Here is a 23,122-nt window from a genome sequence, read left to right on the forward strand (position 1 = left end):
GGAAATCGGAAGTCATAAGCCGAAAGCCCGGGATCGTGGATAAAAGAGCGACGAATTAGGAAGCAAGAAAAAATGATCAAACACCACCTCAAAACCGCTTGGCGTACGATGGTCAAGGACAAGACCTACGCCACCATCAATATTCTTGGGCTCACCATCGGCCTTGCGGCCTGCATGCTGGTCTTTACCGTGGTGATTGACGAATTGTCGTATGATAAGTTTTGGAGCCGGTCCGATGATTTGTACACCGCCTATGAAGATCGGAAAATGGGTGATGGCTTATACCAAAAACATCCCCATACGACCGCCCGGCTTGGCAAAGCCTTGAAAGACAATTTTCCAGAGGTAGAACAGTTTTCCGAAATCTCGGCCCGCGAACAACGCTTCCGCATCGGCCCGGAAAACCCAGATGGCATTCTTGCAAGGGTACTGGAAGCCGATACCAATGCCCTTGCGATGTTTGACTTCGAATCCGTCGACGGTCGCCTGCCAACCTTCGTATCCGGGCAAAAGAACTTACTAATTACCGAAAGTTTCCGCGACAGGCACTTCAATGGCCAGGATCCCACCGGGCAAATCATCGACGATGTACCCTCATGGAGTGACGAAAAGGAATCCTTCCTCATCACGGGGGTCATTAAAGACATTCCCCAGAATACGCACCTCCGCGCAGACGCCATCGCACTCACCAAACCCACCAGCACCCAATTAAGCAAAGACGGGGTTTGGGGAGGCCAAAAGGTGTACTACCTGCTCAAGCCCGGAACGGATGTACAGGCATTTACCCAAAAAATGAATGATTGGGTACAGCAATATATCGACAATCCGAAACAAAAGGAAAAAATATTCGGTTTGCAACCGCTCACTGAGATTTATCTCAACTCGGACCACGACAGCAATATCGCCGTAAAGGGCAACCGCAATACCATCTATATCCTCACTGGGGTGGGTGCCTTACTCCTACTTATCGCCTGCATCAACTTCGTGAACCTGAGCACCGCGCGGGCGATGAAACGGCTCAAAGAGACGGGCGTACGCAAAATCCTTGGTGCACAACGTGGTCAACTGGCGGGGCAGTTCCTTACGGAATCGCTCCTGTTTTTCTTGGTAAGCACGCTACTGGCTATTGGACTGTATGCACTGGGGCTGCCCGTAGTGGAAAGCTTCATCGGACACCCGTTGGTGCATTCGCTGCTGGCCAGTCCGGGCATCTTCGGCGCCACATTGCTGCTCATTTTCTTTATCAGTATCATTACCGGCGCCTACCCCGCCTGGTTATTGTCCGGCTTCAACCCTTCGAACACCTTGAGAGGCAGACTCTTCCAGGGCACCATTGTCAGTGCAGGCAGTCTGCGGAAGGCACTCGTGGTGATTCAATTTGCTATCGCTGTGGTGGTATTGATAGCACTGCTGGTCGTAACGAACCAGGTAAATTACTTAGCCAATAAGCCGATTGGTTATAACAAGGAAAACTTGCTACATATCAGTATGCGCAATTGGGATAACAAAGGAGAAACATTTAAGACCGAACTGAAAAAATTGCCCGGTATAGAGGCCGTAAGCTTCGCCGGCTGGAATCCCGCAAACGGCAATGCGACCATCACGTTGCAACAACTGGATCACCCGTTTAAAGACGGTGAAAAGATTGATATACAGTTTCTGGTAGCCGATTTCGATTTTGCGGAGACCATTGGCCTCGAATTGCAGTCTGGCAGGTACTTAGATGCAGCTTTTGGAGCTGACGTGTATGACGTATGGGCCCCGATCAAAAAGAACATGGATCGAGCGGAGACAAGCACGTACATGAATTCACGTTCGTCTATTATTACAGCTACTACGGCAAAGATGTTCGGTGTCCAAGAAACGGGGGCTCTTATTCCGAAAATCGGATTTCCACCTGTCGGTATCGTCAAGGATTTCCACCGAGAGTCGCTACATCATGCCTTAGGCCCATTATTCATTGTCGGGCGTGACAGCTCGGAACACTCGCTGCAGATGTTCATCCGCACCACACCCGGCATGGAACGACAGGCACAAGAATCTTTGGTGACATTGTACCGAGATTTTTATCCTGATCGCCTACTAGGTGCCGAATGGGTGACGGATATCCTCGACAGGCAATACGAGGCCGAGCAGAAACAGCAAACGCTGTTTTCCTTTTTCAGCGGACTGATGCTGTTCCTTTCGACCATGGGGGTATTCGGATTAGTCGTACATGCCGCCCAGCAACGCGTGAAAGAAATTGGCATCCGTAAGGTGCTGGGCGCTTCGGTAGCCGGTATCGTGCGGTTGCTTTCCACGGATTTCGTCAAACTTGTACTGATCGCCGTAGTGGTGGGCTCACCCATCGCATGGTGGGCGATGAACAAATGGCTGGAAGACTTTGCCTACCGCATCGAGATCCAGTGGTGGATGTTTGCGGCGGCGGGACTGGTGGCCGTAGTCATTGCCCTGCTCACGGTAAGCTGGCAGGCTGTGCGGACGGCGTTGGCGAATCCGGTGGACTCGCTGAGGGATGAGTAATTTTAAGTCGGAAATCAGAAAGTCTAATATCTGTTGTCTGTCGTCTAATGGCTAAACAATGATACGAAATTACCTCAAAACCGCTTGGCGTACGATGGTCAAGGACAAGACCTACGCCACCATCAATATCCTCGGGCTCACCATTGGCCTTGCGGCCTGCATGCTGGTCTTTACCGTGGTCATCGATGAGCTGTCTTACGATAAGTTTTGGAGCAGGGCCGATGACCTATACAAGGTAAATAGCTCGAATAAAATGGCCGATGGCTTATACCAAAAGAATCGCTATACCCCGTTGGGATTAGCGTATATGTTGAAAGAACGTTTTCCGGAAATGGAGCAATTTGCCACCATCAATTCTTCGGAAGCACGTCTGCGGATTCGTAATGACGATCTGGACGGCATCGCGTTAACCGTAATAGATACCGATACAAATGCTTTGGAGATGTTTGATTTCCAAGTGGTATCCGGTCAACTCACCCCATTCGTAGCCGGACAAAAGAACCTGGTGATTACCGAAAGCTTCCGTGATCGGCACTTCAAGGGTGAAGAACCCATCGGCAAAATCATTGAGGATGTGCCTACTTGGAGCAAAAGCCCAACGTCTTACCTCATAACGGCAGTTATTAAAGACATTCCCCAAAACACGCACCTAAGGGCCGATGCTATTGCATTGACAAGCCCTCCAGCGGATAACGGCGAACTGACCAAAAAGGGTATTCGGGGCGGACGCAATATCTACTACATGCTTAAGCCGGGGACGGATGCAGTAGCTTTTAATGACAAAATCAACAGCTGGTTTCGGGATTTTATGGAAAATCCGAATGAAAAGAAAAATGTCTCATTTGAATTGCAGCCCGTTACTGAAATATACCTTGATTCGGACTTCGACAGTGAACTCACCGTACGGGGCAACCGCAACACCATCTATATCCTCACTGGGGTGGGTGCCTTACTCCTACTTATCGCCTGTATCAACTTCGTGAACCTCAGCACCGCACGGGCAATGAAACGGCTCAAAGAGACGGGTGTACGCAAAATCCTTGGCGCCCAACGCAGCCAATTGGTGGGGCAATTCCTCACCGAATCGCTCCTGTTTTTCTCCGTCAGCACCATATTGGCCGTCGGCCTGTACAGATTGGCTTTGCCGGTGATCGAAAGCTTCATCGGGCACGGGCTTGCTCATTCGTTACTGGCCAACGTCGGTACATTTGGCGTTACGTTGGCACTTGTTTTTGCCATGAGTATCGTTACCGGAGCCTATCCCGCTTGGTTGCTTTCGGGCTTCAACCCATCGAACACCTTGCGCGGGAAATTATTCCAAGACCGCATCGTCAGCGCGGGCGGTATGCGGAAGGCATTGGTGGTGGTCCAATTCACTATCGCCATTGTGGTGCTGGTGGCGCTATTGGTGGTCAGGTATCAAGTCGACTATTTAGCCGACAAACCACTCGGCTACGACAAGGAAAATCTCCTGCATATTGGCGTTCGCAATTGGGAGGGCAAAGGCCAAACGTTCAAAACCGAGTTAAAAAAGCTACCGGGCATTGAGGCCGCCAGCATTGCCGGATGGAGCCCGGTGGATGGAGCCGTCACGTTCAGAACGCTCCCATTTGATCACCCCCTAAAAGACGACGAGAAAATCGAGATACAATGTATTGTTGCCGATTTCGACTTTGTGCAAACGCTGGGTTTCAAACTCCAAGAGGGGCGACACCTGAATGCCGCTTATGCAACGGATGCTTTTGAACTAAATGCTACCTGGCAAATGGACAGTCTTGAACGTCATCAGTATATCAATTCACGCGCTGTACTGATTACGGCGTCTACGGCCGAAATGCTCGGTGTTCAGGAACTGGGCGTACCCATCCCTAAACTTGGCTACCCGCCCGTGGGTGTCCTTCAGGATTTCCACCGGGAATCCCTACACCATGCGCTTGGACCGGTGTTCATCCTGGCAGAACAGAACCCCGATTACACCCGGATGTTCATCCGCACCACGCCCGGTATGGAAAAGCAGGCGCAGGAATCGCTCATGAAGCTATGGCGGGAAATCTATCCAAACCGCCTCTTGGACGCCCAATGGGTGACGGATATCCTCGACAAGCAATACGAGGCCGAGCAGAAACAGCAAACGCTGTTTTCTTTCTTCAGCGGACTGATGCTGTTCCTTTCGGCCATGGGCGTATTCGGCCTGATTGTGCATGCCACACAACAGCGCGTAAAAGAAATCGGTGTCCGTAAGGTGCTGGGCGCTTCGGTAGCCGGTATCGTGCGGTTGCTTTCCACGGATTTCGTCAAACTTGTACTGATCGCCGTGGCGGTAGCCTCGCCCATTGCATGGTGGGCGATGAGCAAGTGGCTGGAAGATTTCGCGTACCGAATCGACATCCAGTGGTGGATGTTTGCGGCGGCGGGACTGGTGGCCATAGTCATTGCCCTGCTCACGGTAAGCTGGCAGGCTGTGCGGGCAGCGTTGGCCAATCCGGTGGACTCGCTGAGGGATGAGTAATTAATTGAATAAAAGCGAAACACCATTAATATGCAACACGGCATAAAAATAGCCTTCCGCTACCTGAAAAAAGGAAAGCTGTATACGTTTATCCATATCTTCGGAATCACCGTGGGTCTCACCGCGTGCTTGTTGATCGGAACCGTGGTGATCGACGAATGGTCGTATGACAAACAGTGGAGCCGGTCGGCCGACACCTACCGCTTACTGTCCATCCGTGAAGGCGGCGGAGCCTACCATCGGAAAGGAGGTACAGTTTACGGCGGTCTGGGCCCCTCCCTTAAGAAGAATTTTCCCGAAGTGGAGGATTACAGCGAAATCTATCCGATGCCCATCCACCTGAAAATCAACAAAACGGACGATCTTCCGCTCAAAGCGACCGTACTCCACGCCGACACGGCGGTATACAAGCTGCTGGACATCAGGCTGATTGACCATGCAGACCTGAGCCCGGCCGGAGATATCAACAAGATCATCATCTCCGAATCGTTCAGCAACACGCATTTCGGGACCGCCGACCCGCTGGGCAGACGTATCTATGACGTGCCCAAATACGAAGAAAGAGCCAACGAGTACATCATCGCCGGGGTGATGCGCGATCTCCCGGCCAACACCCACTTGCGCGCGGACATGCTCATGCCCATACCGCGGAAAACGGCCGAACTCACGCCGGATGGGAACGGGCCGGGTAGCATGTACGTGAGGCAATACATCCTGTTGCGCAAGGGGGTAGACCCCGCGCAATTCGAACAGAAAGTAAACGGTTGGTATCGCCGGTTTACGGAGGTCGACAGCAAACTGACGTTCGGCCTGCAGCCAATGGAAGACATTTACCTAAGGACGGATTTCCCCGCATACCAGCCTGTCATCGGCAATGCACAGCACAGCTACATCTTCGCCGCTGTGGCCATCCTGCTCTTATGCATTGCCTGTATCAATTATGTCAACCTCAGCACTGCCCGTGCAAACAGCCGTCTGAAAGAAACGGGGGTGCAGAAGATTCTGGGGGCTTCGCGCAAGGATATCATGCTGCAATCCCTATCGGAGTCAGCCATCATCTTCTGCGTAGCCGCCATGCTGGCGCTACTGAGCTACCAACTGGCATTGCCTGCGCTTGAGAATTTTGTAGGCCATCCCCTGACTTTCAGTTTTCTGGGCCACTGGACGTATTTCGCCGGTGCAATCGCGACCCTCGCCCTGGTTTGCCTATTCAGCGGCTGGTATCCGGCATGGCTGGTATCGGGCCAGCACATGGCAAGCAGCATGCAACGCATCCTCAGCGGCGGAAAAAGGAACGGCTGGCTGCGCAAAAGCCTTATCGTCTTGCAGTTTACCATTTCCGTAACCATCATGGTGTCCATGCTGGTCGTGCTGAAGCAGGTCAACTTCCTCAAAACAAAGATGTCGGGTTTGATCCCGATGGTCTTCTCAGCGTCAACTATGTTTCCTGGGACAATAAATCGAACGCCCTGCGCAACGAGCTATTGAAAAATCCCGCTATCCAGTCGGCCAGCTTCGCCAATTGGCTACCCACTGCCGGAGCCGGGTACAGGGTTGATGAGGTAGCAGATCCCCGTGATGAGAACGAAAAAGTCGAACTGTGGTACATGGACGGTGAACCCAACATGGCGCAGACCCTGGGGCTCCGGTTGCTGCAAGGCCGTTTCCTTGAAATGGATAATATAGGCGATGCCATCCGGCACAACGACTTCGAGGCGGAGGAAGGTTTAAGACCCTGCCTGATGACGGCCAGCACAGCGAAGCTGTTTGGCATTAAGGAATTAAATGTGCCCTTTCGGCAAGCCGGCGTTATACCCGTTGGCATTGTAGCTGATTTCAACAGCGAATCCCTGCATAAACAGATGGTTCCGACCATAATCGTAGGCCATCGCGACCCCGAGTATGGCGCCCTGCTACTGCGTGTACAACCGGGGGAGGAAGCAGCGGTGATGCGCTACGTATCGTCGGTATGGAAGACGATATACCCCGACAAGCTGTTCGATATCCAGATCGTGCAGGAAACATTGGCCGCGCAGTACGCCGCCGAGGAAAAACTGCAGCAGCTATTTAGCCTGTTCAGCGCGCTTACCCTGCTGCTCGCGGCACTGGGGATCTTCGGCCTAGTTGTCCATTCCCTGGCTTTGCGTGTCAAGGAAATCGGCCTCCGCAAGGTGTTGGGCGCTTCGGTGTCTGGTATCGTGGCCTTGCTCTCCAAAGATTTTGTCAAACTCGTACTGTTTGCCGTGGTCGTAGCCTCTCCCATTGCCTGGTGGGCCATGAACAAGTGGCTGGAAGACTTTGCCTACCGCATCGATATTCAGTGGTGGATGTTTGCTGCCGCGGGGCTGGCGGCCGTGGTGATTGCGTTAGCGACGGTAAGCTGGCAAGCGCTCCGGGCGGCAGCGGCTAATCCGGTGGATAGCCTGCGGGATGAGTGAAGGAAAAAATAGCGGTAGGTATTTCTTGACAACTTGACAAGAAATACCATATCTTTGTTGTATGGAGACTATGACAGTCGGTGAATTCAAGGCACATTTCGCAAAAGTGCTTGAGCAGGTTAAATCGGGAGTAGGATTTGCGGTGACTTATGGACGCAAAAAAGAAATTGTGGGTTATTTCCTTCCGGAGTCACAAGTCACTAAATCTGCACGCAAGCTGGGATTGTTGGAAGGAAAGGCGAAGGCCGTGTTTAAACCCGATTATAAAATGACAGAAGAAGAGCTGCTCGGATAAGTTACCTTCTGGATTCGCATACGTTCATTTGGGCGGTATTGGACCGCAAAAAACTTTCGGCCAAGGTTTCCCGTTTGTTGGAAGACGCCACTAACCGTGTATTTATCAGCTCGGTGAGCTTTTGGGAACTTTCATTGAAACATAGGTTGGGCAAGCTCGACCTAATAGGGGTTTCCCCGGAGGAGCTGCCGATAATAGCCCAAGAAAGCGGCTTTGAGTTTCTTCCGCTCATCCCATCAGAAGCCGCAGGATATCATCTTCTGAAAGCCGACTGGCATCGGGATCCTTTTGATCGGATGCTTATCTGGCAAGCGATTACCCATGACTTAACCTTGCTGAGCAAAGACAATACCATCAGTCAATACCGATCTGTTGGATTAAAGCAACTATGGTAACTCGTTAATCAAACCGAGTAATTCCTGCCCACTTTCGAACTATTGGTGTTCGATATCGAACACTAATGCCACACAACATACCAATAAAACACTAACCATCAATCAGTTGAATTTATGGCGCAGAAAATGTACTGCGTCACCTATCATATTGATTCGTATATACAAAACTGACGGCTGATAGCCGAATGCTGGTAATCATGATTAAGAGCTATTTCAAGATCGCGTGGCGAAATATCCTCAAAACCAAAAACTACACGCTCATCAACATAACGGGCTTGGCTATTGGTATGGCCGCGGCGGCTTTAATTTTGCTGTGGGTCGAGAACGAATGGACTTTTGATCGATTTTATAAAAATACTGATCGCATATACGAGCTATACAACCGCGGCGAATTTAGCAACGACACCCATGCGTGGCCGGGCGTGGGGAATCCGCTGGCACCACTATTAGTAAGTCGGCATCCCGAATTGGAAAGCGTTGTCAGAAGCACTCCAGCCAACCTATCGGTAAGTGTACAAGATAATCGATTCAACAGTGAAGGCCTATATGCGGATCCCGATTTTTTCAACCTATTTGACCGACGCGTTATCCGGGGAGATTTACACAAGGCTCTTTCAACACCCGAAGGCATTGTTTTAACGGCATCAATGGCAAACCGGTTGTTCGGAACGGATGATGTTGTAGGCCAAACCGTCACCATTGATTCGGCTGACCATTTCAGTGTCACGGCCCTAGTGGAAGATTTTCCTGCCAATAGCCGCTTTAAAAATGCCGGATATTTCCTCCCTTGGGAATACTTCGAGCATAGCATAGGCCAAAAAGCCGCGGCGTCATGGACAAATTTCAAGGTTGCCACGTTCGTTATGTTAGACCCTACTGCCAACCATCAACACGTGGAATCACAAATCAGTGCCATTTTAACCGAATTGCAGGTCGCCGACAATATGTTATTCCTGCATCCAGCAGAAAAATGGCATTTGTATAGTAAAGCGACGCACGGCTATTTCACCATAGGCAACATCCAAAAAGTACGGTTATTTAGTATCATCGCTTTCCTCACCCTTTTGACAGCCTGTATCAATTTCGTAAACCTGAGTACCGCCAAAAGCGAACAGCGCGCAAAGGATGTGGGCATCCAAAAGATACTTGGAGCACATCGAAAAAGCCTGATCGTACAATTTTTGGCAGAATCCCTCATCCTATCCACCTTTGCCGGCTGTCTGGCATTCTTACTGCTTTCATTGGCTATAAATCCCTTCAATCACCTATTCGGCTACGAACTCGACATACCGTATCACGAATTTTCCTTTTGGTTAGCGACATTGCTATTCATCCTTTTCACCGGGCTGTTGGCCGGGTCTTATCCGGCTTTCCTGTTATCGGGCTTTAAACCGATGGCTATCTTGAAAGGCAGCGCACCCACTACCCGGCAGCCGCTATCGGTTCGCAAGGCATTGATTGTATTTCAGTTTTCGTTCACCATCGCCTTACTGATTGCTACGTTGGTCATCGTCAAACAAATACACCATGCAGAAAACCGGGAACAGGGTTATGACAAAAGTAACCTAGTCTACCTCCCGCTCAACACCAAGTTAAAGATGCAATATGAACAAATCAAACATGACCTGATCCAATCGGGAACTGTCCTTTCCATGACCCGTTCTTCCGGCACCATCACGCGGCAGACATTCGGTGCGCTGAATTTCTCATGGCCGGGCAGTAATGCCGCAGATGCGCAACAAGCATTTGTAACCATCACCACCGATACCGATTTTAAATCAACCATGGGTACGCAGCTTGTGCTCGGGCGGGATATCGATATCGAAAGGTATCCCACAGATGAAAATGCGGTACTGGTGAATGAGGCAGCGGTGGAAGCGATGAAGTTGGATGATCCGATAGGAACCATTATCAGAAATGGCGAACAGCAGTGGCACGTGGTGGGGGTAGTCAAGGACTTTATCTTCTATTCGCCCTATACCGCGATCAGTCCGCTATTTATCATGGGAAGCGGGGATTGGTTCAACTTTGCCTACCTCAAATTGGATGCCTCCCGACCGTTGCAACAAAATCTTGCCCGTGTTTCGTCTGCCATTCAAAAATATGCGCCTAACGAGACATTTGAATACCACTTTGTCGATGAAGCCTATGCGGTGAATTTCAAAAGGGAAAAGCAAACGGCCAATCTCACCCAGGTATTTTCAGGACTTGCCGTCTCTATTTCCTGTTTAGGATTGTTTGGCATGATGGCATTTGTTGTCCATCAACGGCGTAAAGAAATCGGAATCCGGAAAGTTCTTGGCGCATCCGTTTCGGGCATCGTATCCATGCTCTCGGGTGATTTCGTGAAGCTGGTGCTGGTTGCGGTGATCGTCGCCTCTCCCATTGCTTGGTGGGCCATGAACAAGTGGCTGGAGGATTTTGCCTACCGCATCGAGATCCAGTGGTGGATGTTTGCCGTGGCGGGTATAGTGGCGGTAGCTATTGCACTACTTACCGTAAGCTGGCAAGCGCTCCGGGCAGCGCAGGCCAATCCGGTGGATAGTTTAAGGGACGAATAGTTTTTGCTATATAAAGACAGGCATTTTCATCATAAGGCACGATCCAAAGCAAATAAAAAACATGAACATGAACGATCTCAAGCTCACCCTCCGCCACCTGTGGCGTAACCGACTGTTTACAGCGTTAAATATCCTGGGGCTGGCCATCGGCATCAGCGCGTGCTGGGTCATTTACCGGATCATTGATCATGAATTCAGCTACGATGCCAACCTACCGAATAGTGACCGCATTTATAAGGTGATCAGCGTATTCAGCCGAGAAGGCAGGGAATCAAGGATGGGCGGGGTGTCGGCGCCGCTGTATCAGGGCATCGAAGAAGAGCTCGCGGGGGTGCAGCATGTGGTGCCGGTATTCGGCCAATGGGTAAGCAGCGTTGAAATCAAGCGGCAAAACCAGGCCGCTTTTATCCAGGAAGACCCAAGTGACATTGTAGCCACCAATGCTTCTTATTTCAAGATGCTTCCGTACACCTGGCTGGCCGGTAATAAGCATACGGCATTGGATGCCCCGGAAAGCGTGGTACTCACCCAAAGCCGGGCAGCCATATACTTCCCGGATATCCAAACGGAGGACATGCTTCATCGGACCATCACCTACTGCGGGCAGGATACTGTGGTGCGCACGGTTACGGGAATAGTGGCCGATTATTTTACGCCCTCGGAGTTTACGGCACAAGAGTTTGTCGTACTGCCGAGAGTGGCCTATGATACCTACGTATGGACCAACACCAACGGGAGCGACCGGCTTTACCTGCAACTCCAGGGCGGCGTGGATGTTCGCACCAAGCTGGATCAGATCAACGAACTGGATGCGAGGCATTGGAAAGCCTTTGAAGATGAACGGAAAAGCGGGGGGAATGCCAATATTCCCCCCCGGATACGGTCATATGAACTCCTGCCCATCAGGGACGTCCATTTTTCGACCAACGTGTCTGATGGTGCAAACGTAAGCAAAACCAGTAAACCCGTGCTATATGGACTGCTCGGTATCGGGGCGTTCCTGCTCATCCTCGCCTGCATCAACTACATCAACATGAGCGTTGCACAAATCCCGCAACGTGGCAAAGAAATCGGCGTGCGGAAAACGCTCGGCGGCGGCTCCCGGCAACTGATCGGCCAGTTTCTCAGTGAGACGTTGCTGACGGCCTTGATTGCCTCAGTAATGGCTTTCGGCCTCGGCCGCCTGGCGTTCTGGCTGCTGGACGACATCATCCCCGCTGGCGTCACAGCGGCAGACAACATCTTCCTGTTCACGGGATTTATGCTGGGCCTGGTGCTCCTGACCACCCTGCTGGCCGGGCTATATCCCAGCTGGCTGATTACCAAAGTAAAGACGGTAGATGTATTCAAAAACTTCTTCGCGTCTCCATCAGTCCATCGCTTCAGCCTACAGAAGGTCCTCATTGTGTTCCAGTTTACCATTGCACTGATATTCATCATCTGTACCATTATTGTCGGGGCGCAGCTCCGGCATACCATGAAGGCCGACATGGGTTTTGATAAAGACGCCACCGTGCTGGTAAACGTGCCGTGGAAATACCTCTCCGACCCGCGCTACCAGGACAAGCAGTTCACGCTGTTGAACGAGCTCCGGAACCTGCCGGGGGTTGATCAGGTAGCCATGGGTACCGCCCCGCTGTCATCGGGCTATTCGTCCAGCCCTTTCGGGTATACGCCCCAAGGTGAGGCCCCCGTGGAAATCATCAGTTTCAAAAAGACCATCGATACGGCTTATCTGGCGTTGTACCGGATGGAGCTGCTGGCGGGCCGGAACATCCGTGCCTCGGACACCACTTCCGAGTATATCATCAACGAAACCGCAGCCCGGGCCTTCGGTTTCACCACTCCTGAAGAAGCCCTCGGTCAATTCATCGGCCAGCGGGGAAACAGTAAATACCCCGTTGTCGGTGTTGTCAAGGATTTTCACACGCAGGACTTTTACACATCGATCACGCCGACAGTGCTGTCGACCTATAAAGGAGATCTTTCTTCATTCAACATTAAACTGGATGGCCACGATCCTGCACGGTGGCAGGCCACATTGAAGCGGATCGGCGAAAAATGGGCGCAGTTTTATCCTGCCGATACTTATCAGTACCGTTTTTATGATGAAATGCTGGAAGCGATGTACAAGCAGGAACGGCAGATCGGAAAACTCATCAACCTGGCAACGGCGATCACCATCCTTATCAGCTGCTTAGGCCTTTTCGGCCTGGCTACGCTCACTGCTTTCCAGCGCACCAAGGAAATCGGCATCCGGAAAGTGCTGGGAGCAACGGTGTCGGGCATTGTAGGGTTGCTTTCCAAAGATTTTGTCAAATTGGTTTTGATAGCCGTGGTCATTGCTTCGCCCATGGCATGGTGGGCAATGAACAATTGGCTGGAGGGTTTTGCCTACCGCATCGAGATCCAGTGGTGGATGTTCGCGGCAGCGGGATTGGTGGCCGTAGTCATTGCGCTGTTCACCGTGAGCTGGCAGGCGATACGGGCAGCGATGGCCAATCCGGTGGATTCATTGAGGGATGAATGACTTTTTGCTATGATAAAGAACTATTTCAAAATCGCATTTCGCAACCTTTGGCGTTACAAAGCGTATTCGCTCTTAAATATTTCCGGGCTATCCATCGGTCTGTTATCAAGCATCCTGATACTGCTATGGGTTGCCAACGAACGGAGCTACGACCGTTTCCACGAAAACGCGTCGAAAATCTACCGGATTACAAGCAGTCTATCCGAAGACTTCAGGGCTGCAGTGGCGCCTCCCCCGCTTGCTCCGGAGCTGCTCGAAAAGCTGCCCGCTGTCGACAATTACTTGCGGTTTAGCCATCCGGTAAAGTACACGTTTGAACATGAGGGCAATCGCTTCGAGGAAAAAGGGGGCTTTTACGTCGACAGTACATTCTGGGACTTTTTTTCATTCGCATTGGTAGACGGAGAAAAACAACACTCGTTCAACATGCCAAACGCCATCCTGATCACGGAAAGCATGGCCAGAAAGTATTTCGGGCATACCGAGGTCGTTGGCCAATCCTTGATACAGGAAAATAAACGGCCGTTGACCATCACGGCAGTACTCGCCGACCTTCCCAGCAACTCCCACCTGCAATTCGACTACCTGCTCCCGATGGAACAGATCGAACACGACAGCTGGATGCACGATGCGAAACAGGATTGGCGGAATTTTGTCAACTATGCATACCTCAAGATGGATGACTCGTTTGTCCATACTGAAGCTTCCGTTGATCATATCGAGCGGCAAGTACAGGAAATCTTCTGGGCACACGTGGATGGCTCGATGCTAAAAACAACGTTCAAACTTCAGCCATTGGGCGACATCCACTTGCACTCCACCAACCTGCAGGTAGACTTGGCAGGACGTAGCAACAGCCGGTATGTGGATACCCTGTTCATGGTCGCGGTCTTCATGCTGGTCGTTGCGTGCATCAATTTCATGAATCTCTCCACGGCGCGATCGGCCCGCCGGGCAAAGGAAGTAGGACTAAGGAAAGTCGTTGGTGCCGAACGGGTGCAACTCATCGCCCAGTTCATGGGTGAGTCACTCCTGATCACGTTCGTGTCTCTTTTCATTGCAATAGGGTTGGTGTGGTTGGCATTGCCCGGCTTCAATACACTCATCGGCAAGACGTTGGAAATCCGCCTGTTTGATATCAACATATTAGCCGCTATGTTAGGCATCGCGCTGCTCACGGGATTGATCTCGGGAAGTTATCCGGCTTTGTACCTATCGGGCTTTGTCCCTGCGAGCGTACTCAAAGGCGCGCCGACTGCGGGCAAAAATGGTCATGTCGTGTTTAGAAACACGTTGGTGGTTGTGCAGTTTGTCGTGTCCATATTCCTCTTGGTTGGAACAATCGTCATCTATAAACAGCTCAGCTTTGTGAAGAACCGAAACCTTGGTTTTGACAAATCCAACCTGGTCTATGTAGAAATGAACGGTGAAGTGTGGGGTAAGCAGGCTGCCTATAAAGATGCATTAGCCAACCATCCGCTAACATCGGATTTCACCGTCATTGATATGCTGCCATCGAATCTGAAAAGCGGCACCGTAGACTTTCAATACGAGGGAAAGGATCCCGATTCGGAGCTGATTGTGCCCATGATGGACGTAGGGGAGAACTTTATCGAGGTATTTGATATGGAAATGGTGGCAGGGCGGCCTTTCTCCAAACAACACAACGACTCGAGCAATTACATCATCAATGAAAAATTGGCGGGCATTATCGGATATGCTCCTGAAGAGGCGATCGGCAAGCCGTTCGCTTTATGGGGGAACAAAGGGCAGATCATCGGGGTGGTGAAGGACTTCAATTTCAAGCCCGCTACCCAAGCCATCGAACCCCTGATACTTTCTTATAACAATTGGGGCGGAATGTTCGTGGTCAAGGCACAACCGCAGCAACTGGAGGCTACCCTTAGCGCATTGGAGAAAATCAACGCTGATATCAATCCCAATTTCCCTTTTTCGTACGGGTTTGTTGACCAGGAGTTGGACAAACTATACGAAAGTGAACACCGGCTGAGCAACCTGTTTTACCTATTTGCCGCGTTGGGTGTTTTTATTTCCTGCCTTGGCCTATACGGGTTATCTGCTTTCATGGCCGAAAAACGCATCAAGGAAATAGGCATCCGTAAGGTATTAGGGTCGTCGGTCACTGGCATAGTCTATTTGCTGACAAAAAATTTCATCGGCTTGTTGGCTTTGGCCGTGGCCATCTCGATTCCCTTGGCATGGTACGGTGCATCCAAGTGGTTGGATACCTTTGCCTATCGGATCGACATCAACTGGACGATTTTCGGCGTAGCAGCTTGCTTGGCTTTCATCGTCGCGCTGGTGACTGTCAGTTATGAATCCATCAAAGCTGCAACGGCCAATCCGGTGGATTCGTTGAGGGATGAGTGATTGGTGACGGCCGGCCAGCGGTGAGTGATGGATTGCCGTTGGCTGGTGAGAACGGAGAACGATACTGGAACAACGGTCGAAGGAACAAGGATAAATGAACAAAGACGTTTGCGACTAATGACGAACAACGGCAGGTCACGGAACACTGTTCATTGACCACCGAACACTGAACACTGAATAAAATGATCAAGAATTATTTCACAATCGCCCTGCGAAATCTCTGGAGGACCAGGGGCTACAGCGCACTCAACGTTTTCGGCCTTGCCGTGGGCATAGCCGCGGCATCGCTTATTTTCCTTTGGATTGCCGACGAAATGGGATACGACAACCATTTTCTCGACAAGGAACATATCTACATCACCAAATCAAAACAGGGCGGGGATGCCCACTCCGGCCTCTTAGGTCCGGCAATGAAGGCCGATATCCCCGGAATCAAACACGTTGCACGGGCAAATTGGAGGGGCTCATATTTATTCACGGTAGGCGACAACGGCATTTACCAGAACGGTCACATTGCCGACCCCGAATTTATGGATATTTTCTCTTTGGAATTTGTAGAAGGCAGCAAGGCCACGGCCATGGATAGCCCCAATGACCTGGTCATCTCGCAATCTGCCGCCAAACGTCTCTTCGGCGACGTGCCCGCACTTGGCAAATCGGTGCGCGTCAACGGGAAGGAGGACTATATGGTCTCCGGCGTGGTAAAAGACTTGCCTACCAACAGCACGATCCAGTTTGACTGGCTTGTGCCATTCGAAACGTTTGAAAAAGAAAACGCCTGGGTCAGGGATTGGCGCAATGCCGTGGTCATGACTTATGTCCGGCTGGAACCCACAGCAGCTATAGCTGACGTAAACCGCATGCTCAATGATTTGGTCTCGCGTAAAACAGGTAATGCCGATGCTGGCAATTTCCTCTATCCGATGGAGCGCTGGCGGCTGTACAATAGTTTCGACGAGGAGGGCAACGAACAGGAAGGCCGCATGAAGTATGTCCGGCTGTTTAGCCTGATTGCGTGGGTGGTACTGGTGATTGCCTGCATCAATTTCATGAACCTTGCCACCGCACGTTCTGAAAAACGCGCCAAGGAAGTCAGCATGCGCAAGGTCGTCGGTGCATCAAAAGTCTCGCTCATCGGCCGTTTTCTGGGAGAGTCAATTATTCTGGCGGCGATAGCCGGCTTGCTGGCGATTGGACTCATTTTTTTGACTATCGGTGCGTTCAACAGCCTGGTCGAGAAGGAATTGGTGGTCGACCTGCTTAAACCCTCTCACCGCTACTTCCTCATCAGCATCGTTTTGGCCTGCGGCATCCTGTCGGGCATATATCCCGCATTTTACCTTTCCGCATTCAATCCGATAACGACGCTGAAAGGGGCCAAGCAAAATGTGGGCGCGACAGGGTTTATACGGCGTGGGTTGGTGATATTGCAATATACCGCCTCGATTACACTCATCATCTGCACGGTCGTCATCTTCCAGCAGATCCAGCATGTGAAAGGCCGCGACCTGGGGTTTGAACGCAGCCAGGTGGTCACCGTGCCGTTACGTGGCGAAATGACCAAGCGCTACGATGCCATTAAACAACAACTCATGGCCACGGGTAATGTGGAAAGTATCGGGTTGAGCAGCGGAAGCGTCCTTCATATCGGGGTACGGACCGGCATGGACTGGGCAGGGAAGGACCCAAACGAACAGGTGACGTTGTACTACCAATGGGCCGATGATGGTTTTATCCCGACGATGGGCATGGAACTGGCGGATGGCCGTAACTTCCGGCCGGGGATGCTGGGCGACAGCAGCAGTATCATCATCAACGAAGCTTTCGCTAAACATATAAGCCCTGACGGCAAGGCCGCCGGGAAAACGGTCTATTGGGACGGCGATCCGTACCTCGTCGCCGGGGTGGTGAAAGACTTTATATACAATGATGTTTATGCGCCTGCGGCACCGGTTTTCTTCCGTCCTTTTAACCTATCGGGAGGGCTATTGAACATCAAGACAAGTGTGGGTGCGGATCTCCCGAAAACCGTTTCCCAGATTGAAGAAATCATGAAGGTGAATAATCCGGGTTATCCGTTCGAATATGGTTTTCTGGATGAACAGTTCAATGAGATATTCAAGTCCGAGATGCTTATCCAGAAACTGGCGGGCGTATTTGCCATGCTGTCCATCATCATCTCCTGCCTCGGCCTGTTCGGCCTCGCGGCTTTCACTGCCGAACGGCGTACCAAGGAGATGGGCATCCGCAAGGTGCTCGGTGCATCCGTTGCGTCCTTGGTGGGATTGCTCAACCGTGAATTTGTCGTGCTCGTACTGATTTCGTGCACCGTGGCATTTTCGGTCGCGTGGTGGGTCATGAGCGATTGGCTGGGCAACTACCAATACCGCACCGACCTGCATTGGTGGGTGTTCGGGCTGGCAGGCGTGGGTGCACTGCTTATTGCCCTTGTTACCGTGAGTTCGCAGGCCGTCAGGGCGGCACTTGCCAATCCGGTGGAATCATTGCGCGATGAGTGATGAAATGGGATAAAGAATAGGAAAACCATCCGCCAAAGCGGATAGCTAAAATCTCAAAAAGTAAACAAAATGCTTACAAACCACTTCAAAATCGCCTGGCGCAACCTCGTGCGGGGCAAGGTATTTTCTGCCATCAACATTATGGGCCTAGCCCTTGGGCTAACCGCCTTTCTCTTGCTTGCGCTATACGTAAACGACGAGCTGAATTATGATCGCTTCCATGAAAAGGCCGATCGGATTTACCGGGTGTCTCGGGAGTTCCTGTCCGACGATGGGTCGACAAGCCTGCACCTGGCCCAACTGGCCCCACCTTATGGGCCGTTAATTGCGCAGGATTTCCCCGAAATAGAACGCGTAGTGCGGACGCTGCAGACGAGTGCAACCATTCGGTACGGCGAAAACGTGTTCAACGAAGATCGGATATTTTTTGCCGAGGATGGCTTCTTTGACGTTTTCACCGTGGATGTGACCCGAGGGGATGCCCATACGGCCCTGAAAGATCCGTATACTATACTCATGTCGGCTCCCACGGCCAAAAAATATTTCGGCGACACGGATCCTGTAGGTAAGACCGTGCGTGTAAACAACCAGGCGGAATTCATGGTATCGGGGGTATTCGCCTCCCTGCCGTCCCAGTCGACCATGCACCCTGATATGCTGATATCGTTCGCTACACTGAACGACGAGGCCATCTACGGCACGGAGAACCTTCGGACCAACTGGGGCAATAACGCCTTCAACACCTACCTGCTGCTCCCTGAAGGGTACGACCCCCAGCGATTAATCGATGCCTTTCCGGCCTTTCAGGACAAACATATGGGCGAACATACGTCGAAGTATTCGTTATTGCACCTGATGAAGCTAACGGACATCCACCTACATTCGCATACCGACTCGGAAATCGAACCGACATCGGATATCCGGTACGTATATTTCTTTTCGGCCATCGCGCTTTTCATCCTCATCATCGCCTGCATTAATTACATGAACCTCACCACGGCCCGTTCGGCCAAGCGGGCCAAAGAGGTGGGCATGCGCAAGGTGGTGGGCGCCCTACGCGGCCAACTAATTCGGCAGTTTCTGGCCGAATCGCTCTTGTACACGATTATTGCCACTGCGCTGTCGGTTGCGTTGGTGGCGATTGGCTTGCCGTTGCTGAATGACCTTTCGGGGAAGAGCCTTTCCTTTGCGGAGGTGCTGACACCTACCTTTGCGTTGGTCCTCCTGGGCATCTCGGCGTTTACCGCACTGGTGGCGGGCAGCTACCCTGCTTTTTTCCTCACGGCTTTCCAGCCCATCAAGGTGTTCAAGGGCAAAGTGGCTACGGATGTCAAGAAAGGCGTGCTGCAGCAGGTACTCGTCACCGTTCAGTTTTCCATAGCCGTGCTGCTGATTAGCTGCACCATCATTGTATACCAACAGATGCAACATATACAAGATTTCAAGCTGGGCTACTCCAAGGAACAGGTGGTGCTGATGCCTGCTGCCGGCGACTCAACGTCCTTTGCGTCCTTCAGGCAGCAGTTGCTCCAGCATAACACCGTTATGGATATCGGCCGTTCTTCACGCATCCCCACCAGCAGGTTGCTGGACGGCCAGGGGGCCTCGGTAACGCGGGGCGGCGAGCTGGCACCGGTAGGTGCCATCATCAAGGGATTGGCCATCGATGAACGGTTTATTCCTACCTACCAAATCGAGCTAGCGGCTGGGCGCAATTTCTCCAATGCGCGTCCGTCTGACCGAACCGGCGCCTTCCTGCTCAACGAAGCGGCTGTGAAAATGCTGGGATGGGCTACTCCCGAGGAGGCCATTGGGAACACGTTTGCCTATGGCGACGCGAAGGGTACGATTATCGGCGTGACCAAAAATTTCCATTTTGAATCGCTGCACCAGCAGGTGGTGCCGTTGACGATGGGTATGCAGACGGCGGGCTATTCCTGGTGGACAGTTCGTCTCACGGAGGGTGACGCCAGAACCGCCCTGAGCCATCTGGAAGCCGTCTGGAAAGCCCACTTTCCGGACAACCCCTTCCGCTATGAATTTCTGGACGACCGGTTCGGCGCGCTGTACGAGCGGGAACAGACACAGCAACTGCTTTTCGGTATTTTCGCCGGTATCGCCATCTTTATCTCATGCCTGGGGCTTTTGGGACTATCCATGTACATAGCCGAACTGCGCACCAAGGAAATCGGCATTCGCAAGGTGCTGGGCGCTTCTGTAAGCAGTGTCGTGCAATTGCTCTCGAAAGATTTCCTTAAGCTGGTGTTTTTTGCCATCGGCATCGCGGCCCCTCTGGCTTGGTGGCTCATGAACAAGTGGCTGGAAGATTTTGCCTATCGTATCGACGCCCAGTGGTGGATGTTTGCCATGGCCGGAGCCGTGGCCGTGGTGATTGCATTGGCGACAGTTAGCTGGCAAGCCATCCGCGCAGCGGTGGCCAATCCGGTGGACAGCCTTAGGGATGAATGATTTTGCAATAAGCCAGAAAGATGATCAAGAACTATTTCAAAACCACATTGCGCCACCTCTGGCGCAACCGTCTCTTTACCGCATTGAATATGCTGGGCCTCGCCATCGGCATCAGTGCCTGCTGGATGATTTACCGCATCGTTGACCACGAGTTCAGCTATGATGCTAAATTACCCAATAAGGAAAACATCTATCAAGTCATCTCCGCTTTTTCAAGCGATGATAAAATGGGCGGGGTAGGTGCGCCGCTGTACCAAGGAATCAGGGCTGAAATCCCGGGATTGGAACAGGTGGTCCCCGTATTTTACCAATGGGTGAACAGCGCTGAAATCAAACGTGATGGCAATGAAATTTTTGTAAAGGAAGATCCGCAAAAGGTGATCGCCACGGATGTTTCTTATTTTAACATGCTGCCGTATACGTGGCTTGCGGGAGACAAGGCAACAGCGCTGAATGCACCGGGAAATGTGGTGCTTACCCAAAGCCGGGCCAAAGAATATTTCCCTGGAGCCAATCCGGAGCACATCGTGGGCCAAACCATCCAGTATTACGGACGGGATACCGTGCGGCGGACCGTAACCGGCGTGGTGGCCGATTACGACATGCCTTCCGAATTTACCGCGCAGGAATTTTTTGCGCTGCGTGAGCAAACGTACGAAATGTATATGTGGACCAACACCAACGGCAGTGATAAACTTTTCCTGCAACTCAAACCGGAAACGGATGTGGAAGCCACATTGCAACTGATCAACGAGCTTGATGCGCGGCATTGGAAAGCTTTTGCGGAAGAACGGGGAAGTGAGCTGCAACGGGGTAAAACCTATGAGCTGCTGCCCGTAAATGACATTCATTTCGCGACCGGTGTAAGCGACTACTTCGGTGTCCCCAAGACGAGCAAGCCGGTGCTGTACGGCCTGGTCGGTATCGGCGCCTTTCTGCTGATCCTCGCCTGCATCAACTACATCAACATGAGCGTGGCGCAGATTCCTGTACGGGCGAAGGAGATAGGCGTACGGAAGACGCTTGGCGGAGGCCGGTCGCACCTGATCGCCCAGTTTCTAAGTGAAACAGCGGTAACCGCTTTTATCGCCTCCATCCTTGCTTTCGCGTTCAGCCGATTGGGGTTTGTGGTATTGGATGACATCATTCCGGCAGGCGCGACACCCTACGGTGGCGTTTTGCTATTTTTTGTCTTCACGCTCGGCGTGGTGTTGTTCATCACCGTGTGCGCCGGCCTCTACCCGAGTTGGCTCATTGCGAGGGTAAAAACCGTCGTCGTGTTGAAAAATTCTAAACTGAGCGCACTGCCGGGCCGGTTCAGCCTGCAAAAAGTGCTGATTGTTTTCCAGTTTTTCATTGCGCTGGTCTTTATCACGTGTACGATTATCGTCGGTGCGCAATTGCGTCATACACTGAAAGCCGATATGGGGTTCAACAAAGACGCTATTGTGCTGGTGAGTGTCCCCTGGAAATACCTGAGCGATCCACGCTACCGCGACAAGCAATTCACGCTATTGGGCGAGCTCCGGAACATCCCGGGGGTCGAAAATGCTGCATTGGGAACAATTCCGCTCGCTCCGGGAGGTTCATTTGCGCCGTTTCAGTATGACGCCGCCGGAGAGCATATGGTGGAAAGGAAATGGATAGACTCGGCCTACCTGGGTTTGTATGGGATGGAACTGCTGGCCGGGCGCAACATCCGCCAGACCGACACCGTCAGTGAATACATCATCAACGAGTCTGCTGCCAGACTCTTTGGCTTCGCCACGCCTCAGGATGCCATCGGCCAGCCATTCGCGCAACGAGGCAACAGCCAGCACGCCATCGTAGGGGTGGTGAAAGATTTCCATACGCTGGATTTTTATACACCGATCGGGCCACTGGCATTGATGTCGGAAAAAAGCCAGCTGTATACGTTCAACATCAAGCTGAACGGCCGGAGTCCGGGGCAACAATGGCAGGCAACGCTAAATGCCGTGGCGGAGCAATGGAGCAGTTTTTATCCGGCCCATTCGTTTCAATACCGCTTCTATGACGAAGCACTGCAGGCGCTGTACCAGCAGGAACGGCAGATCGCCAAACTGATTAACCTGGCCACGGCAATTGCGATCTTTGTCAGCTGTCTTGGCCTGTTTGGCCTGGCTACGCTCACGGCCTTCCAACGCACCAAAGAAATCGGTATCCGCAAGGTTCTGGGCGCGTCCGTAGCAAGTATCGTCCGATTATTTTCGCTGGACTACGTAAAACTGATTGCCATTGCGCTGGTGATCGCTTCACCCCTTGCCTGGTGGGCGATGAGTGAATGGCTGGAGGATTTTGCCTACCGAATCGACATCGCGTGGTGGATGTTTGCCTTGGCTGGTTTGTCCGCAATAGTGATTGCCCTACTCACGGTGAGCTGGCAAGTGATACGGGCGGCCGTGGCCAATCCTGTGGATGCACTGCGGGATGAATAAATGGGTCGGCAGCGACCATTTATCTTCACCATGAAG

12 protein-coding genes are annotated in these 23,122 nt (G+C 51.9%); all 12 read left to right on the plus strand.

Annotated elements, in window-relative coordinates; genetic code table 11:
* Positions 1-72: 72 nt before the first annotated feature.
* The 12 genes from B5X72_RS15825 to B5X72_RS15885 all read left to right on the plus strand — a co-directional run bounded on the left by B5X72_RS15825 (position 73) and on the right by B5X72_RS15885 (position 23,086).
* A complete protein-coding gene (locus B5X72_RS15825; protein ID WP_079717898.1) occupies positions 73-2,523 on the plus strand; it encodes an FtsX-like permease family protein in 2,451 nt (816 codons plus the stop codon).
* Between the two features lie 58 nt (positions 2,524-2,581).
* On the plus strand, positions 2,582-5,032 hold the full coding sequence (locus tag B5X72_RS15830; RefSeq protein ID WP_079717899.1) for an FtsX-like permease family protein: 2,451 nt from the start codon (positions 2,582-2,584) through the stop codon (positions 5,030-5,032).
* Positions 5,033-5,062: 30 nt separating this feature from the next.
* Positions 5,063-6,520: an ABC transporter permease gene (locus B5X72_RS20645; RefSeq protein WP_139378736.1), complete on the plus strand. Its 1,458-nt coding sequence runs from the start codon at positions 5,063-5,065 to the stop codon at positions 6,518-6,520.
* The gene (locus B5X72_RS15845; protein WP_176146238.1) at positions 6,517-7,470 is read left to right on the plus strand and encodes an ABC transporter permease; all 954 of its coding nucleotides are present in this window, start codon (positions 6,517-6,519) and stop codon (positions 7,468-7,470) included. Before B5X72_RS20645 ends, B5X72_RS15845 begins: the two co-directional genes overlap by 4 nt.
* A gap of 61 nt (positions 7,471-7,531) precedes the next feature.
* Complete coding sequence (locus B5X72_RS15850; protein ID WP_245826959.1) at positions 7,532-7,765, plus strand: type II toxin-antitoxin system Phd/YefM family antitoxin; 234 nt, start codon at positions 7,532-7,534, stop codon at positions 7,763-7,765.
* A gap of 8 nt (positions 7,766-7,773) precedes the next feature.
* Positions 7,774-8,160, plus strand: a complete 387-nt coding sequence (locus B5X72_RS15855; protein WP_255539781.1) for a type II toxin-antitoxin system VapC family toxin — start codon at positions 7,774-7,776, stop codon at positions 8,158-8,160.
* Between the two features lie 197 nt (positions 8,161-8,357).
* Positions 8,358-10,721, plus strand: coding sequence for an ABC transporter permease (locus B5X72_RS15860; RefSeq protein WP_176146239.1), 2,364 nt, complete (start codon positions 8,358-8,360; stop codon positions 10,719-10,721).
* Positions 10,722-10,788: 67 nt separating this feature from the next.
* The gene (locus B5X72_RS15865; RefSeq protein ID WP_176146240.1) at positions 10,789-13,251 is read left to right on the plus strand and encodes an ABC transporter permease; all 2,463 of its coding nucleotides are present in this window, start codon (positions 10,789-10,791) and stop codon (positions 13,249-13,251) included.
* Positions 13,252-13,260: 9 nt separating this feature from the next.
* Entirely contained in the window at positions 13,261-15,642 is a 2,382-nt protein-coding gene (locus B5X72_RS15870) for an ABC transporter permease (protein WP_079717906.1), read from the plus strand.
* 182 nt (positions 15,643-15,824) lie between these two features.
* Positions 15,825-18,161: an ABC transporter permease gene (locus tag B5X72_RS15875; protein ID WP_079717907.1), complete on the plus strand. Its 2,337-nt coding sequence runs from the start codon at positions 15,825-15,827 to the stop codon at positions 18,159-18,161.
* A gap of 69 nt (positions 18,162-18,230) precedes the next feature.
* Positions 18,231-20,630 carry an ABC transporter permease gene (locus B5X72_RS15880; protein ID WP_079717908.1) on the plus strand — a complete coding sequence of 800 codons (2,400 nt, stop codon included), beginning with the start codon at positions 18,231-18,233 and terminating at the stop codon, positions 20,628-20,630.
* A gap of 20 nt (positions 20,631-20,650) precedes the next feature.
* Positions 20,651-23,086: an ABC transporter permease gene (locus B5X72_RS15885; RefSeq protein WP_079717909.1), complete on the plus strand. Its 2,436-nt coding sequence runs from the start codon at positions 20,651-20,653 to the stop codon at positions 23,084-23,086.
* Positions 23,087-23,122: the final 36 nt, after the last annotated feature.

This window comes from Parapedobacter luteus, assembly GCF_900168055.1.
In the GTDB taxonomy this organism is placed as follows: Bacteria; Bacteroidota; Bacteroidia; order Sphingobacteriales; family Sphingobacteriaceae; genus Parapedobacter; species Parapedobacter luteus.